At 60.0% G+C, this 15,092-nt stretch carries 14 protein-coding genes; 10 read left to right on the top strand and 4 right to left on the bottom strand.

The annotated features are described in order from the left end of the window. Positions 1–149: 149 nt before the first annotated feature. The 3 genes from KGB28_RS19365 to KGB28_RS19355 form a co-directional block, all read right to left on the bottom strand. Positions 150–1,466 (bottom strand): MFS transporter, encoded by a 1,317-nt coding sequence (locus KGB28_RS19365; protein ID WP_223447175.1) that lies wholly within the window; start codon positions 1,464–1,466, stop codon positions 150–152. 261 nt (positions 1,467–1,727) lie between these two features. Next, positions 1,728–2,960 (bottom strand): transporter associated domain-containing protein, encoded by a 1,233-nt coding sequence (locus KGB28_RS19360; protein WP_223447173.1) that lies wholly within the window; start codon positions 2,958–2,960, stop codon positions 1,728–1,730. Between the two features lie 12 nt (positions 2,961–2,972). Next, positions 2,973–3,785, bottom strand: a complete 813-nt coding sequence (locus tag KGB28_RS19355) for an inner membrane protein YpjD (RefSeq protein ID WP_056726163.1) — start codon at positions 3,783–3,785, stop codon at positions 2,973–2,975. 210 nt (positions 3,786–3,995) lie between these two features. Here KGB28_RS19355 and ffh point away from each other — a divergent pair, with 210 nt between their 5' ends. The 5 genes from ffh to rplS all read left to right on the top strand — a co-directional run bounded on the left by ffh (position 3,996) and on the right by rplS (position 7,567). Further along, the gene (gene ffh / locus KGB28_RS19350; protein WP_223447171.1) at positions 3,996–5,372 is read left to right on the top strand and encodes a signal recognition particle protein; all 1,377 of its coding nucleotides are present in this window, start codon (positions 3,996–3,998) and stop codon (positions 5,370–5,372) included. A 250-nt stretch (positions 5,373–5,622) separates the two neighbouring features. After that, the gene (gene rpsP, locus KGB28_RS19345; protein ID WP_108214983.1) at positions 5,623–5,874 is read left to right on the top strand and encodes a 30S ribosomal protein S16; all 252 of its coding nucleotides are present in this window, start codon (positions 5,623–5,625) and stop codon (positions 5,872–5,874) included. 5 nt (positions 5,875–5,879) lie between these two features. Further along, positions 5,880–6,416 (top strand): ribosome maturation factor RimM, encoded by a 537-nt coding sequence (gene rimM / locus KGB28_RS19340; RefSeq protein ID WP_150754524.1) that lies wholly within the window; start codon positions 5,880–5,882, stop codon positions 6,414–6,416. Between the two features lie 2 nt (positions 6,417–6,418). Next, positions 6,419–7,171: a tRNA (guanosine(37)-N1)-methyltransferase TrmD gene (gene trmD / locus KGB28_RS19335; RefSeq protein ID WP_007897583.1), complete on the top strand. Its 753-nt coding sequence runs from the start codon at positions 6,419–6,421 to the stop codon at positions 7,169–7,171. A gap of 45 nt (positions 7,172–7,216) precedes the next feature. Next, positions 7,217–7,567 carry a 50S ribosomal protein L19 gene (gene rplS / locus KGB28_RS19330; RefSeq protein ID WP_003175895.1) on the top strand — a complete coding sequence of 117 codons (351 nt, stop codon included), beginning with the start codon at positions 7,217–7,219 and terminating at the stop codon, positions 7,565–7,567. Positions 7,568–7,753: 186 nt separating this feature from the next. On the opposite strand, the gene KGB28_RS19325 is transcribed toward rplS, so the two are convergent. Beyond that, positions 7,754–9,565 (bottom strand): cation:proton antiporter, encoded by a 1,812-nt coding sequence (locus KGB28_RS19325; protein WP_223447169.1) that lies wholly within the window; start codon positions 9,563–9,565, stop codon positions 7,754–7,756. A gap of 107 nt (positions 9,566–9,672) precedes the next feature. Between KGB28_RS19325 and xerD the strand changes: the two genes are divergently transcribed. From xerD to KGB28_RS19300, 5 genes are all read left to right on the top strand, one after another. Further along, complete coding sequence (gene xerD, locus KGB28_RS19320; protein WP_223447167.1) at positions 9,673–10,569, top strand: site-specific tyrosine recombinase XerD; 897 nt, start codon at positions 9,673–9,675, stop codon at positions 10,567–10,569. Positions 10,570–10,835: 266 nt separating this feature from the next. Further along, positions 10,836–11,567, top strand: a complete 732-nt coding sequence (gene dsbC, locus KGB28_RS19315; RefSeq protein ID WP_008053501.1) for a bifunctional protein-disulfide isomerase/oxidoreductase DsbC — start codon at positions 10,836–10,838, stop codon at positions 11,565–11,567. Between the two features lie 133 nt (positions 11,568–11,700). Continuing rightward, positions 11,701–13,005, top strand: a complete 1,305-nt coding sequence (locus tag KGB28_RS19310; RefSeq protein WP_007998527.1) for a homoserine dehydrogenase — start codon at positions 11,701–11,703, stop codon at positions 13,003–13,005. 111 nt (positions 13,006–13,116) lie between these two features. Further along, positions 13,117–14,526 (top strand): threonine synthase, encoded by a 1,410-nt coding sequence (thrC, locus tag KGB28_RS19305; RefSeq protein WP_223447165.1) that lies wholly within the window; start codon positions 13,117–13,119, stop codon positions 14,524–14,526. Between the two features lie 119 nt (positions 14,527–14,645). Further along, on the top strand, positions 14,646–15,092 hold a 447-nt coding region (locus KGB28_RS19300), incomplete at its 3' end, for a transporter substrate-binding domain-containing protein (protein ID WP_223447163.1).

Here is a 15,092-nt window from a genome sequence, read left to right as displayed (position 1 = left end):
TGGGGGAAAGTTGTGGTTTTTCAGGGGGTGTTTTGTCTGCAATGACGCCATCGCGGGCAAGCCACGCTCCCACAGTATCGGTGTCGATCACACAAAGGTAGTACGACACTAACCCTGTGGGAGCGTGGCTTGCCCGCGATGGCGGTCTTTCAGTCGATGCGATTCAAATCGTTATGCCGCGTTTCCTTCAGGCACAGTACCGCAATCAAACTCAGCACCGCCGCCCCGGACACATAACCGCCGACGTAACTCAACCCTCCCATCGCCACCAGTTTCTGGGCGAAGAACGGCGCCGCGGAAGCGCCGACGATACCGCCCAGGTTGTAGGCCGCCGAGGCGCCGGTGTAGCGCACGTGGGTGGGGAACAGCTCCGGCAGCAGCGCACCCATCGGCGCAAAAGTCACGCCCATCAGAAACAGTTCGATGCACAGGAACAGCGCCACAGCCCAGGTCGAGCCTTGGGTCAACAGCGGCTCCATGAGAAAGCCGGACAGGATCGCCAGCACACCGCCGATGATCAGCACCGGTTTGCGCCCGTAACGGTCGCTGGCCCAGGCCGATAGCGGGGTGGCGGCAGCCATGAACAGCACCGCGAAGCACAACAGGCCGAGGAAGGTTTCGCGGCTGTAGCCGAGCGTTGCCACGCCGTAACTCAGGGAAAACACGGTGGAGATGTAAAACAGCGCGTAGCACACGACCATCGCACCGGCGCCCAGCAATACAGGCACCCAGTATTGGCCGAACAGCTCGAACAGCGGGATCTTCACTCGTTCCTGGCGCGCCATGGCGTTGGCGAATACCGGGGTCTCATGCAGCTTGAGGCGAACGTACAGGCCGACCATCACCAGTGCGGCGCTGAGCAGGAACGGAATACGCCAGCCCCATGAGCGGAATTGTTCGTCGTCCAGCACTAAGGCCAGGGTCAGGAACAGGCCGTTGGCCGCCAGAAAGCCGATGGATGGACCCAGTTGCGGGAACATGCCGAACCACGCGCGCTTGCCTTTCGGCGCGTTCTCCGTGGCCAGCAATGCCGCGCCACCCCATTCACCGCCTAACCCAAGGCCTTGGCCGAAGCGCAGGACGCAAAGCAGGATCGGTGCCCAGGCGCCAATGCTGTCGTATCCCGGCAGCACGCCGATCAGCGTGGTGCACACGCCCATCAGCAGCAGCGAGGCGACCAGGGTCGACTTGCGGCCGATACGGTCGCCGAAGTGACCGAAAAGGGCCGAACCCAAGGGGCGCGCAAGGAAGGCGATGCCGAACGTGAGAAACGCCGAAAGCATCTGGGCGGTGCCGGATGTCTGCGGAAAGAACACCGGACCGATCACCAGTGCGGCGGCAGTGGCATAGACGTAGAAGTCGTAGAACTCGATGGCAGTACCGATGAAGCTCGCGGTGGCCACGCGGGTGGCGGAGTTCGTCGGTTGCGCAGGTGTGGAGTCGCTGTAAGTCGTGCTGGTCGTCATGCGGTTATCCCTGACAGTCATGTGCTCCAGTGGAGCGAATTATTATGGTCGAGAACCCAGGGATGTGGGTGGAAGCACGGTCGCTGTTCAAGGTCGGAACAGTCGTCGGTTTGTTGCGGGCTTTGCGGGTGGACGGGCCGGAAGCTGCGAAGTGCGGGGTAAGCACGGGGCCGGCGAGGCTTGGGTAAGCGTTTCGATTATAGGAAGGTGGCTAACGATCGAACAAGTGGCTTGAGTGGCCACAAAAGACTTGTCCGATAGTTAGATAACAACAGGCATCGAGCTGGTCTGCCAGATCAGCACCCGCGTGACCCGGTTGTCCTCGGTCTCGAGAATTTCCAGGCGATACCGGCCGATCTTCAGGCACACCGCGCTTTCGGGAATGGTTTCCAGGGCCTCGGTGACCAGGCCGTTCAGGGTTTTCGGGCCGTCGCTGGGCAGGTGCCAGCCGAGGCTCTTGTTCAGCTCGCGAATGGACGCGGCACCGTCGATCACCAGGCGTCCGTCGGCTTGCGGGTGAATGTGCGGATTGTCCAGGCTCTGCTGGCTTTCGAACTCGCCGACGATTTCTTCGAGAATGTCTTCCAGGGTGACGATGCCCAACACTTCGCCGTATTCGTCGACCACCATGCCCAAGCGCCGCTGCTGCTTGTGGAAGTTGAGCAGTTGCAGCTGCAACGGCGTACTTTCCGGCACGAAGTACGGCTCGTGGCTGGCCGCCAGCAACGCTTCCCTGGTCAGGCTGGCATCGGGCAGCAAGTGAAGGATATGCCGGGTGTTGAGGACGGCTTCGACCTGGTTGATATCACTGTGGAACACCGGCAGGCGAGTACGTCTGTTGTGGCGCAATTGTTCGATGATTTCTTCGATGGAGTCATCGAGATTGATGCCGTCCACGTCGCTGCGCGGTACCAGGATGTCATTGACGGTGATGTTGTCCAGCGCGTGGATGCCTGGCAGCGGGTGAGGGCGGTTTGCGGTTTCGGAGTGCACATGCCGCTCCGTCAGCGCTTCGTCCTCACTCTGTTGCACCACTTTGGCTTTACGGGCGAATGGTCGCGTCAGCAACTGACTGATGCTATTGAGCAGCCATGCCGCGGGATAGATGATTTTCAGCGGCACCCGCAGCAGGTTGTTGCCCTGGGCCAGGATCGCATCCGGATAGCGAGCGGCGAGGGTGCGTGGCAAGTAGTCGGAAAACACCAGCAAAATGGCACCCGCCCCGAGGCAGGCGACCCACGGGCCGTTCTCGGCCCAAGTGAAAATGGCCAGCAAGGTACTGATGACTACCACCAGTGCACGGCACAGAGTGTTGCAAAAAATCAGGCTGGCCAGGGGAAAGCTGAGTTTCGCCACCGGTTTGTCGCTGGAACGCGTTGCGGTGCGCTGGGCCAGCAAATGCTGGTGCGCCGCTTCGATGGCGGTAAACAGCCCCGACCATAAAACCAGCAGGGTCACTACCGCGAGCATCGGCCCTATGGGCAAGTCGTCCATTAATGCCGCCCGTCAGATATGCAGGATGTATTCACGAACCAGCTTGCTGCCGAAATACGCCAGCATCAACAGGCAAAAACCGGCCAGGGTCCAGCGAATGGCTTTGTGCCCGCGCCAGCCGAGGCGATTGCGCCCCCACAGCAGCACACTGAAAACGATCCAGGCCAGGCAGGCCAGCAGGGTTTTGTGCACCAGATGCTGGGCGAACAGGTTCTCGACGAACAGCCAGCCGGAAATCAGCGACAGCGACAACAGCGTCCAGCCGGCCCAGAGGAAACCGAACAGCAGGCTTTCCATGGTTTGCAGCGGCGGGAAGTTCTTGATCAGCCCGGATGGGTGCTTGTGCTTGAGCTGGTGGTCTTGAATCAGCAGCAGCAAGGACTGGAACACCGCGATGGTGAACATGCCGTAGGCCAGGATCGAAAGCAGGATGTGGGCGAGGATGCCCGGCTCCTCATCGATGACCTGTACCGTGCCGGCGGGGGCAAAATGCGCCAGCATCACGGTCAGGGCCCCAAGGGGGAGCAGCAGGACCAGCAGGTTCTCTACGGGAATCCGCGAGCAGGCCAGCAGGGTCAGTGCGATGACCGCCACGGCAATCAGGCTGGCGGCACTGAAAAAGTCCAGGGCCAGGCCGGTCGGGGTCAGCAGGTGGGTGAGCAGGCTGACGCTGTGGGCCAATACGGCGAGCACGCCGAGCATGACCAGCAGGCGTTTGTTGACCTTGGCGCCGGACGCCAGGCGAGTGCCCTGGTAAATGGTCGCAGCGGCATACAAGCAGGCGGCGGCGAGGGTAGTTAGCAAGCTGGGTGACAAGGGGAGCATAAATCCTGTTAGGCAAGCCCGAAAGTCGCTGAGTTTGGCATAGAATCCCCGCCGCACGAAAGACCGCGCAACCCGACAGCGAGGTGTCCGCCGGCCACAGTCTTCGCTATAATCCGCGACCTGCCCACGCCGCAGGCTCGCCGAGCACACGTTTAGTCCGGTCCGGGCCGCCATTATCCCGGTCTACACAGGGCCTGAAAGGATCGCGCAATGTTTGAAAACTTAACCGACCGTCTCTCGCAGACGCTGCGCCATGTCACCGGCAAGGCCAAGCTGACTGAAGACAACATCAAAGACACCCTGCGTGAAGTGCGCATGGCGTTGCTCGAAGCCGACGTCGCCCTGCCGGTGGTCAAGGACTTCGTCAATTCGGTCAAGGAACGCGCCGTAGGCACCGAGGTGTCGCGCAGCCTGACGCCGGGCCAGGCCTTCGTGAAGATCGTCCAGGCCGAACTCGAAAGCCTGATGGGCGCGGCCAACGAAGATTTGAACCTGAGCGCCGTGCCGCCAGCGGTCATCCTGATGGCCGGTTTGCAGGGCGCTGGTAAAACCACCACCGCCGGCAAGCTCGCGCGCTTCCTCAAAGAGCGCAAGAAGAAGTCGGTCATGGTCGTGTCCGCCGACGTTTATCGTCCAGCGGCGATCAAGCAGCTGGAAATGCTCGCCGGTGAAGTCGGCGTTACCTTCTTCCCGTCCGACCTGAGCCAGAAGCCGGTCGAGATCGCGCAAGCGGCTATTAAGGAAGCGAAACTCAAATTCATCGACGTGGTCATCGTCGATACCGCCGGTCGCCTGCACATCGATGAAGAGATGATGGGCGAGATCAAGGCCCTGCATGCCGCGATCAACCCGGTCGAAACCCTGTTCGTGGTCGACGCCATGACCGGCCAGGACGCCGCCAACACGGCCAAGGCCTTTGGCGATGCATTGCCGCTGACCGGTGTGATCCTGACCAAGGTCGACGGCGACGCCCGTGGCGGTGCCGCCCTATCGGTGCGCGCCATCACCGGCAAGCCGATCAAGTTCATCGGTATGGGCGAGAAGAGCGAAGCGCTCGATCCGTTCCACCCTGAGCGTATCGCCTCGCGCATCCTCGGCATGGGCGACGTGCTCAGCCTGATCGAGCAGGCGGAAGCGACCCTCGACAAGGACAAGGCCGACAAGCTGGCCAAAAAGCTGAAGAAGGGCAGGGGCTTCGACCTCGAAGACTTCCGCGATCAGCTGCAACAGATGAAGAACATGGGCGGCCTCGGCGGGCTCATGGACAAGCTGCCGAACATGGGTGGCGTGAACCTGGCGCAGATGGGCAACGCCCAGGGCGCGGCAGAGAAGCAATTCAAGCAGATGGAAGCCATCATCAACTCCATGACCCCGGCCGAGCGCCGCGACCCTGAGATGATCAGCGGTTCGCGCAAGCGCCGGATCGCCATGGGTTCCGGCACCCAGGTGCAGGACATCGGCCGCTTGATCAAGCAGCACAAGCAGATGCAGAAGATGATGAAGAAGTTCTCCGCGAAAGGCGGAATGGCCAAGATGATGCGCGGCATGGGCGGAATGTTGCCCGGCGGCGGCATGCCAAAGATGTAAAGAATCCGCGCCGGCCATCAGGTCGGCGCTGCCCCACACGGACGTGGGATACACAGCAAACCCGCACTTGGCGGGAGCTGACCGGCCGTTTTCAACGACGGCTCTATAGCAAATCTGCATGGCGGCCGATAGGCCGCCGGAAAAAGTCATTTGCAAAAGTCCGGATATTCCTTAGAATATGCGGCCTTTCGGGCACCCATGCCCGCTGTGCCTTTAGATTTGCAGCACCGACTACAGGAACGATGTTCACATGCTAACAATCCGTCTTGCCCTTGGCGGCTCCAAAAAGCGCCCGTTTTACCACTTGACCGTAACCGACAGCCGCAACCCGCGCGACGGTTCGCACAAGGAACAGGTTGGCTACTTCAACCCTGTTGCCCGTGGTCAGGAAGTTCGTCTGTCCGTGAACCAAGAGCGCGTAGCCTACTGGCTGAGCGTTGGTGCACAACCTTCTGAGCGCGTTGCTCAGTTGTTGAAGGAAACTGCTAAGGCTGCGGCCTGAGCAATATGAACGCGACGCCTGCCATTGCTGATGATTTGATCGTTATCGGCAAGATTTATTCTGTTCACGGCGTTCGCGGCGAAGTGAAGGTGTACTCCTTTACTGATCCGATTAAAAACCTGCTGGACTACAAAACCTGGACGCTCAAGCGTGACGGTAATGTAAAGCAGGTAGAGCTGGTCAGCGGACGCGGGAACGACAAGTTCCTGGTCGCAAAGCTCAAGGGTCTCGATGATCGCGAAGAAGCTCGTCTTCTGGCCGGTTATGAGATCTGCGTGCCGCGCAACCTGTTCCCTGAACTCACCGACGGCGAGTACTACTGGTACCAGCTGGAAGGTCTCAAGGTCATCGACACCCTCGGACAACTGTTCGGGAAGATCGATCACCTGCTGGAGACTGGCTCGAACGATGTCATGGTGGTCAAGCCTTGCGCTGGCAGCCTGGATGATCGCGAACGCCTGTTGCCCTATACGGAGCAATGCGTGTTGGCCATCGACCTGGCCGCGGGCGAGATGAAGGTGGATTGGGACGCGGACTTCTAAGCGTGGCTAACTTGCGCGTAGAAGTGATCAGTCTGTTTCCCGAGATGTTTTCCGCCATCAGCGAGTACGGCATCACCAGTCGGGCGGTGAAACAGGGGCTCTTGCAGCTCACCTGTTGGAATCCGCGAGACTACACGACGGATCGACATCACACTGTGGACGATCGCCCGTTTGGCGGTGGTCCGGGCATGGTGATGAAGATCAAGCCCCTGGAAGATGCTCTGGTTCAGGCCAAGGCAGCAGCCGGGGAGGCGGCGAAGGTAATTTACCTGTCCCCCCAAGGCCGTCAACTGACTCAGTCGGCGGTACGCGAGTTGGCGAATCTGGATGCATTGATCCTGATTGCCGGCCGCTATGAAGGCATTGACGAGCGTTTTATTGATGCTCATGTCGATGAAGAGTGGTCGATTGGCGACTATGTACTGTCTGGCGGCGAGCTGCCGGCGATGGTCCTGATCGATGCGGTTACACGACTGCTGCCTGGAGCTTTAGGGCATGCGGACTCCGCCGAGGAAGATTCCTTTACGGATGGTTTGCTGGATTGCCCGCACTACACCCGACCGGAGGTGTATGCGGATCAGCGTGTTCCCGACGTATTGCTAAGTGGCAATCACGCGCACATCCGGCGTTGGCGTTTACAGCAGTCCCTTGGTCGGACCTTTGAACGACGCGCCGATCTTCTGGAAAGCCGCTCGCTTTCTGGAGAAGAGAAGAAGCTGCTCGAGGAATACATCCGCGAGCGGGACGATAGTTAACAACGTATCGATGGTAGATCCGACGATTTACCTTAGGAGCACAGCATGACTAACAAAATCATCCTTGCACTCGAAGCAGAGCAGATGACCAAAGAGATCCCTACCTTTGCCCCGGGCGACACCATTGTCGTTCAGGTGAAAGTGAAGGAAGGCGACCGTTCGCGTCTGCAAGCGTTCGAAGGTGTTGTTATCGCCAAGCGTAACCGCGGCGTAAACAGTGCATTCACCGTTCGTAAAATCTCCAACGGTGTTGGCGTAGAGCGTACTTTCCAGACCTACTCCCCGCAAATCGACAGCATGGCTGTCAAGCGTCGCGGTGACGTACGTAAAGCCAAGCTGTACTACCTGCGTGACCTGTCGGGTAAAGCAGCTCGCATCAAGGAAAAACTGGCTTAAGTCCAGCTTCCGATGCAAAAAAAGCAGCCTGCGGGCTGCTTTTTTGTTGCCTGTAATTTATCCCGCGACACAAGACCTGGTTATGCCCTTCGCGAGCAGGCTCGCTCCCACACAAGCTCTCTGGCGAGCCGAAAATCTGTGGTCAAAGGAGATTTCCTGTGGGAGCGAGCTTGCTCGCGATGGGATTTAGCCGGCGGCAACAGTCTCCGGCTGAATCAACGCCAACAACATCCACCCCGCCGCGGGCTTGATCGTGCTTTCCGGCGTCACTACATGCACCCAACCACTGTCGTCGCGCACGAACAACAAGGTCGCACGCTCGCCATGCAGTGCGCGGTAGTCGTCCCAATTGAAACCATCCGTCAACGTTGTGCTGTACAACTCGGCACCCTGACTCAGCTGGCTGGCTAGTTTGGCGTAGGTCAGTGCTTCGCTGCCCAGTTGATTGCCGCGATGTTCCAGGCTGGTGCGATGCTTGTCGGTGCGGCGGCTTTCCTGGCCGCTGGCCAGACCGAACATGCGTTGATGGCCCAGCTCATGACGAAAGCGCATCAGCGCCAGGGTGTTCATCTCGCCGGAGGGTGACAACGCCAGCAAATGCCCGAGGCCGACCAGGTCCAGATGCGCATCGGCATGTTGCGACGCCGGGTTGCCAAAATAGGTCGACAAGCCTTCCATCCGCGCGGCACTGATGTTTTCCCAGCTCGAATCCGTCAGCAGCACCCGGCTGCCCAGTTGTTGCAGGGCCTTGCCCAACGTGCGTGCAGGTCCGTTGGCGCCGATGATCAGGAAGCCGCTCGGTGCCGGTTCCGCTACTTTCAGCAGGCGAGCCAGCGGTCGTGCCGTCGCGCTTTGCAACACCACCGTGCCGATGATCACCGCAAAGGTGAGCGGCACCAGCAGCAACGCTCCCTGGTGACCGGCCTCATGCAGGCGAATGGCGAAGATTGCCGACACCGCCGCTGCCACGATGCCCCTTGGGGCAATCCATGCCAGCAGCGCTCGCTCGCGCCAACCCAGGCTGGAGCCCGCCGTGCTCAGCAGCACATTCAAAGGGCGGGCGATGAACTGAATCACCAGCAGCAAAATCAGCACCAGAGGCCCGAGGCCGATCATGGCGTTCAGGTCCAGTCGTGCCGCCAGCAGAATGAACAGGCCGGAGATCAGCAGCACGCTGAGGTTCTCCTTGAAGTGCAGGATGTGCCGCACGTCCACGCCTTTCATGTTTGCCAGCCACATGCCCATCAAAGTCACGGCCAGCAACCCGGATTCGTTGGTGACTTCGTTGGAGGCAATGAAAATACCCAGGACTGCCGCGAGCGCTGCCAGGTTGTGCAGGTATTCCGGCAGCCACTGGCGGCGAATCAGGGTACCGAGCAACCAACCACCAAAAACACCGAACAGGCTGCCGCACAAAATCACGCCACCGAAGGTCAGCAGGCTTTCCTCGAGGCCGTCACCTTCGGCGCTGGCGATGATGAAGCTATAGACGACCACCGCCAGCAGGGCACCGATGGGGTCGATGGCAATGCCTTCCCAGCGCAGGATGTTGGCAATCGACGCTTTCGGGCGCACGACGCGCAGCATTGGTACGATCACGGTCGGCCCGGTCACCAGGGTCAGGCTGCCGAACAGGATGGCCAGCATCCAGTCGAAATCCAGCAGCCAGTGAGTGGCGACAGCAATGACCACCCAAGTGGAGAGGGCGCCAATCGTGACCAGGCGATGAACGACGCTGCCGATTTCGCGCCACTCGGACAGATGCAGGGTCAGGCTGCCTTCGAACAGGATCAGCGCCACCGCCAGGGACACCAGCGGCATCAGCAGTGGCCCGAACATCTCCTGCGGGTCGAGCAAGTGCAGCACGGGGCCGGCCAGGATGCCGGTCAGCAGCAGGAAAAGGATCGCTGGCAGTTTCAAGCGCCAGGCCAGCCATTGGCAGAGCAGTGCCGCCGCACCGATTCCGCCAAATGCCAATAAAATCTGCTGCTCGCTCATTGCTGCTCCCTGTTCCTTGAAATCGCGGCCTATGAAAGACTAGCGGCCGTTTCCATGTCCAATTTTAATTTTGTGCGCAGTCCCAAGGCTGCGTGATTCGAGTGCCCATGCCTGCCATCGATCACCCGCTGATAGACCAATTCCTCGATGCCTTGTGGCTGGAGAAAGGCCTTTCCGATAACACCCGCGATGCCTATCGCAGTGACCTGGCGCTGTTCAACGGCTGGCTGCAGGACAAAGAACTGGAGCTGGTCAATGCCGGTCGCGGGTTGATACTCGACCACCTGGCCTGGCGCCTGGAGCAAAACTACAAGCCACGTTCCACTGCGCGATTTCTCTCGGGTGTGCGTGGCTTTTATCGTTACCTGCTGCGGGAAAAGATGATCTCGGTCGATCCGACATTGCGCGTTGATATGCCGCAACTCGGCAGGCCGCTGCCAAAGTCATTGTCTGAGGCCGATGTGGAAGCCTTGCTGAAGGCGCCTGATTTGAGCGAGGCCATCGGCCAGCGCGACCGGGCCATGCTTGAGGTGCTTTATGCCTGCGGCTTGCGGGTGACCGAGCTGATCAGCCTCACCCTTGAGCAAGTCAATTTGCGTCAAGGCGTGTTGCGAGTGATGGGCAAGGGCAGCAAGGAGCGGCTGGTGCCGATGGGCGAGGAGGCGATTGTCTGGGTCGAACGCTACATGCGTGATGCCCGCAGCGAACTGCTTGGCGGACGTCCCAGCGATGTGTTGTTCCCCAGTCAGCGTGGCGAGCAGATGACCCGCCAGACCTTCTGGCACCGGATCAAGCATCAGGCCAGGGTGGCCGGGATCGGCAAGTCGCTGTCGCCACACACCTTGCGCCATGCCTTCGCCACGCACCTGCTCAACCACGGTGCAGACCTGCGGGTGGTGCAGATGCTGCTGGGGCACAGCGATTTGTCGACGACGCAGATTTATACCCATGTTGCCCGGGCACGTTTGCAGGATCTGCATGCCAGGCATCATCCACGCGGGTGAACTTCCCGAGATCCGCTTTTCTGTTGGAGCGGGCTTGCCCGCGAAGAGGCCGGCACATACAACATTGATGTCGCCTGACACGACGCTTTCGCGAGCAAGCTCGCTCCCACAAGGGATTGTGTCGCCACAAGTGTCTTGCATCAGGTGCATTCGGCCATGTGGACCTAATGTGATAGGCTGGGCCGGTTTGCACGATGGGCGGTTATGACCCGGTGTTTCGGCACGGGCGTTCTGATCGTCCCATATGTTCGCCTTCAGGAGTTCTCATGCGTCTGACCCAGATTTTCGCCGCCGCAGCCATTGCGTTGGTCAGCACCTTTGCCGTCGCCGATGACGCGGCCGACAAAGCCATTCGTAAAAGCCTGGAAAACCTCCAGCTCGAAGTGCCGGTAGAGACCATCACCGCCAGCCCGTTGCCAGGCCTGTACGAAGTCAAACTAAAAGGCAGCCGTGTGCTGTACGCCAGCGCCGACGGCCAGTACGTGGTTCAGGGTTACCTGTTCGATCTCAAGGACGGCAAGCCGGTCAACCTGACCGAGAAGACCGAGCGCCTGGGCATCTCCAAGCTGATCAACGCCATCCCGGTTGCCGAAACCGTTGTCTACCCGGCCATTGGCGAAACCAAGTCGCACATCACCGTGTTCACCGACACCACTTGCCCGTACTGCCACAAGCTGCACGCCGAAGTGCCCGAGCTGAACAAGCGCGGCATCGAAGTGCGTTACGTCGCGTTCCCGCGCCAGGGCCTGGGCTCGCCGGGTGACGAGCAACTGCAAGCGGTGTGGTGCTCGAAGGACAAGAAAGCGGCCATGGACAAAATGGTCGACGGCAAGGAAATCAAGGCCGCCAAGTGCGATAACCCGGTTTCCAAACAGTTCGCACTCGGCCAGTCGATCGGCGTGAATGGCACACCGGCTATCGTTTTGGCCGACGGTCAGGTCATTCCGGGCTACCAGCCTGCGCCACAAGTCGCCAAACTGGCGCTGGGCGCGAAGTAAATTCGCATCGTCACGGCAAGCCTTGACGATCATGGTCCGGTAGCGACATTCGCCGGGCCATCAATAGAGAACCGCGAGTATGCGGTTGTTTTCACGGCCGGCCTCGAGTCGGCCGTTTTATGGGGAGTTCACAGTGAAACCGGTCAAAGTAGGCATCTGTGGGTTAGGAACCGTCGGTGGCGGTACCTTCAACGTACTTCAGCGTAACGCCGAGGAAATTGCTCGTCGTGCCGGGCGTGGGATCGAAGTGGCACAAATTGCCATGCGCACGCCAAAGCCTCAGTTCCAAACGACCGGTATTGCGATTACCAACGATGTCTTCGAAGTGGCCACGAACCCTGAGATCGACATCGTTATAGAGCTGATGGGCGGCTACACCGTTGCCCGCGAGCTGGTACTCAAGGCCATCGAGAATGGCAAGCATGTGGTCACCGCGAACAAGGCGCTTATCGCCGTTCACGGTAATGAAATTTTCGCCAAGGCCCGCGAGAAGGGCGTGATCGTTGCGTTCGAAGCGGCGGTGGCCGGTGGCATCCCGGTGATCAAGGCGATCCGCGAAGGCCTGTCCGCCAACCGCATCAACTGGGTAGCCGGCATCATCAACGGCACCGGCAACTTCATCCTCACGGAAATGCGTGAGAAGGGTCGCACCTTCGAAGACGTATTGGCCGAAGCCCAGGCCCTGGGTTACGCCGAAGCCGATCCGACCTTCGACGTCGAGGGTATCGACGCCGCTCACAAGCTGACGATCCTGGCGTCCATCGCGTTCGGTATTCCGTTGCAGTTCGACAAGGCCTACACCGAAGGCATCACCAAGCTGACCACCGCCGACGTCAACTACGCCGAAGCGCTGGGCTACCGCATCAAGCACCTGGGCGTGGCGCGCAGCACCGCGGCCGGTATCGAACTGCGCGTGCACCCGACGCTGATCCCGGCCGATCGCCTGATCGCCAACGTCAACGGCGTGATGAACGCGGTGATGGTCAACGGCGATGCTGCCGGTTCGACCCTGTTCTACGGCGCTGGCGCCGGCATGGAGCCGACCGCTTCGTCGGTGATCGCCGATTTGGTGGACGTGGTCCGCGCCATGACTTCCGACCCGGAAAACCGCGTGCCGCACCTGGCGTTCCAGCCGGATTCGCTGTCGGCTCACCCGATCCTGCCGATCGAAGCCTGCGAAAGCGCCTACTACCTGCGCATTCAGGCCAAGGACCATCCGGGCGTATTGGCTCAGGTCGCGAGCATCCTCTCGGAGCGCGGCATCAACATCGAGTCGATCATGCAGAAGGAAGCCGAGGAGCACGACGGTCTGGTGCCGATGATCCTGCTGACCCACCGCGTGCTGGAACAGCACATCAACGATGCCATCGCTGCTTTGGAAGCCTTGGCGGGTGTGGTCGGTCCGGTTGTACGGATCCGCGTCGAGCACCTTAACTAATTGAGAAGTAGCTGCAAGCCGTCAGCTGCAAGCTGCAAGCTAAAAGCCCCGGTGCTTTGAACTTGCAGCTTGAAGCTTGAAGCTTGAAGCCCAAACCGAAGGTTTGCCCCTATGCGCTACATCAGTACCCGCGGCCAGGCACCGGCCCTGAATTTCGAAGACGTCCTGCTGGCAGGCCTTGCCACCGACGGCGGTCTGTACGTCCCGGAAAACCTGCCACGTTTCACCCAGGAAGAAATCGCTTCGTGGGCCGGCCTGCCGTATCACGAGCTGGCTTTCCGCGTCATGCGCCCGTTCGTCACCGGCAGCATTCCGGACGCCGATTTCAAAAAGATTCTTGAAGAAACCTACGGCGTGTTCGCCCACAGCGCCGTTGCGCCGCTGCGTCAGCTGAACGGCAACGAATGGGTGCTGGAGCTGTTCCACGGCCCGACCCTGGCGTTCAAGGACTTCGCCCTGCAACTGCTGGGTCGTTTGCTCGACTACGTGCTGGAAAAGCGCGGCGAGCGCGTGGTGATCGTCGGTGCCACCTCCGGTGACACCGGTTCGGCTGCCATCGAAGGCTGCAAGCACTGCGAAAACGTCGACATCTTCATCCTGCACCCGCACAACCGTGTGTCCGAAGTGCAGCGTCGGCAGATGACCACCATCTTCGGTGAGAACATCCACAACATCGCCATCGAAGGCAACTTCGATGACTGCCAGGAAATGGTCAAGGCGAGCTTCGCCGACCAGGGCTTCCTCAAGGGCACTCGCCTGGTCGCCGTGAACTCGATCAACTGGGCGCGGATCATGGCCCAGATCGTTTACTACTTCCACGCAGCCCTGCAACTGGGCGGCCCAGCGCGTTCGGTGTCGTTCTCGGTGCCGACCGGCAACTTCGGCGACATCTTCGCCGGTTACCTGGCGCGCAACATGGGCCTGCCGATCAATCAGTTGATCGTCGCCACCAACCGCAACGACATCCTGCACCGCTTCATGAGTGGTAACCAGTACGTCAAGGACACCCTGCACGCCACGCTGTCGCCGTCCATGGACATCATGGTGTCGTCGAACTTCGAACGCCTGCTGTTCGACCTGCATGGTCGCAACGGCGCGGCCATCGCCGGGCTGATGGATTCGTTCAAGCAGGGCGGTGGTTTCAGCGTCGAGCAAGAGCGCTGGACCGAAGCCCGCAAGTTGTTCGACTCGCTGGCCGTGGATGACGCGCAAACCTGCGAAACCATCGCCGAAGTCTACGAGCAGACTGGCGAAGTGCTGGATCCACACACGGCCATTGGCGTGAAAGCGGCGCGGGAATGCCGACGTAGCCTGGACATCCCAATGGTGATCCTGGGCACCGCCCACCCGGTTAAATTCCCGGACGCCGTGGAAAAAGCCGGTGTAGGAAAAGCTCTCGAACTGCCTGTGCATCTTTCTGATTTGTTTGAACGAGACGAACGTTGCACCGTGTTGCCAAATGACCTGAAGGCCGTGCAGGCCTTTGTCAGTCAGCATGGCAACCGCGGCAAGCCGCTGTAACCGGTCAGCGCTGTTACATTTTGAAGCCCGTCTCCTGACGGGCTTTTTCATTTCTGCATGCACACTTGTCGTGTTATCGCCGCGAAAGGACAGGCGAGTGGATCACCAAGGACGTGGGAATGCTGTTTACAAGTGTGTTCAAGTCGGTTGTGCGTTGGCTGTTTTTGCTCGGCATCCTGGGTGTTGCCCAATGGGGAGGGGCGAGCCCTGCATCGATTCAGGAGCGTGGGAAGTCTGTCGCACGTTCAATGGTCGTGCTGGATGACCAGGAGTTGCAGTGGATGGCCAGCCATCCACGGGTCGTGGTTACGGCACTGGAATACCCGTTGTACCTGTTCAAGGATGAATATGGCCAATGGACGGGCTTGAACAGTGACCTGCTCAAACGCATCAGTGACATGACAGGGTTGCAGTTCGTTTACGAACAGTCTTTTTCCACCGATCAGATGCTGGCCCATCTGGAAAGCGGCGCGGCGGATTTGAGTACGACCCTGTCGATGAATGACGAACGCAAGGCGTTTCTCGATTTCAGCCATGCGTTCGGCGGTGCAGGGTGGGTCTTTGTC

Origin of the sequence: Pseudomonas sp. BF-R-19 (assembly GCF_019956445.1) — a bacterium.
Taxonomy (GTDB): Bacteria; Pseudomonadota; Gammaproteobacteria; order Pseudomonadales; family Pseudomonadaceae; genus Aquipseudomonas; species Aquipseudomonas fluorescens_BH.
This window is presented reverse-complemented; position numbering and strand designations above follow the sequence as displayed.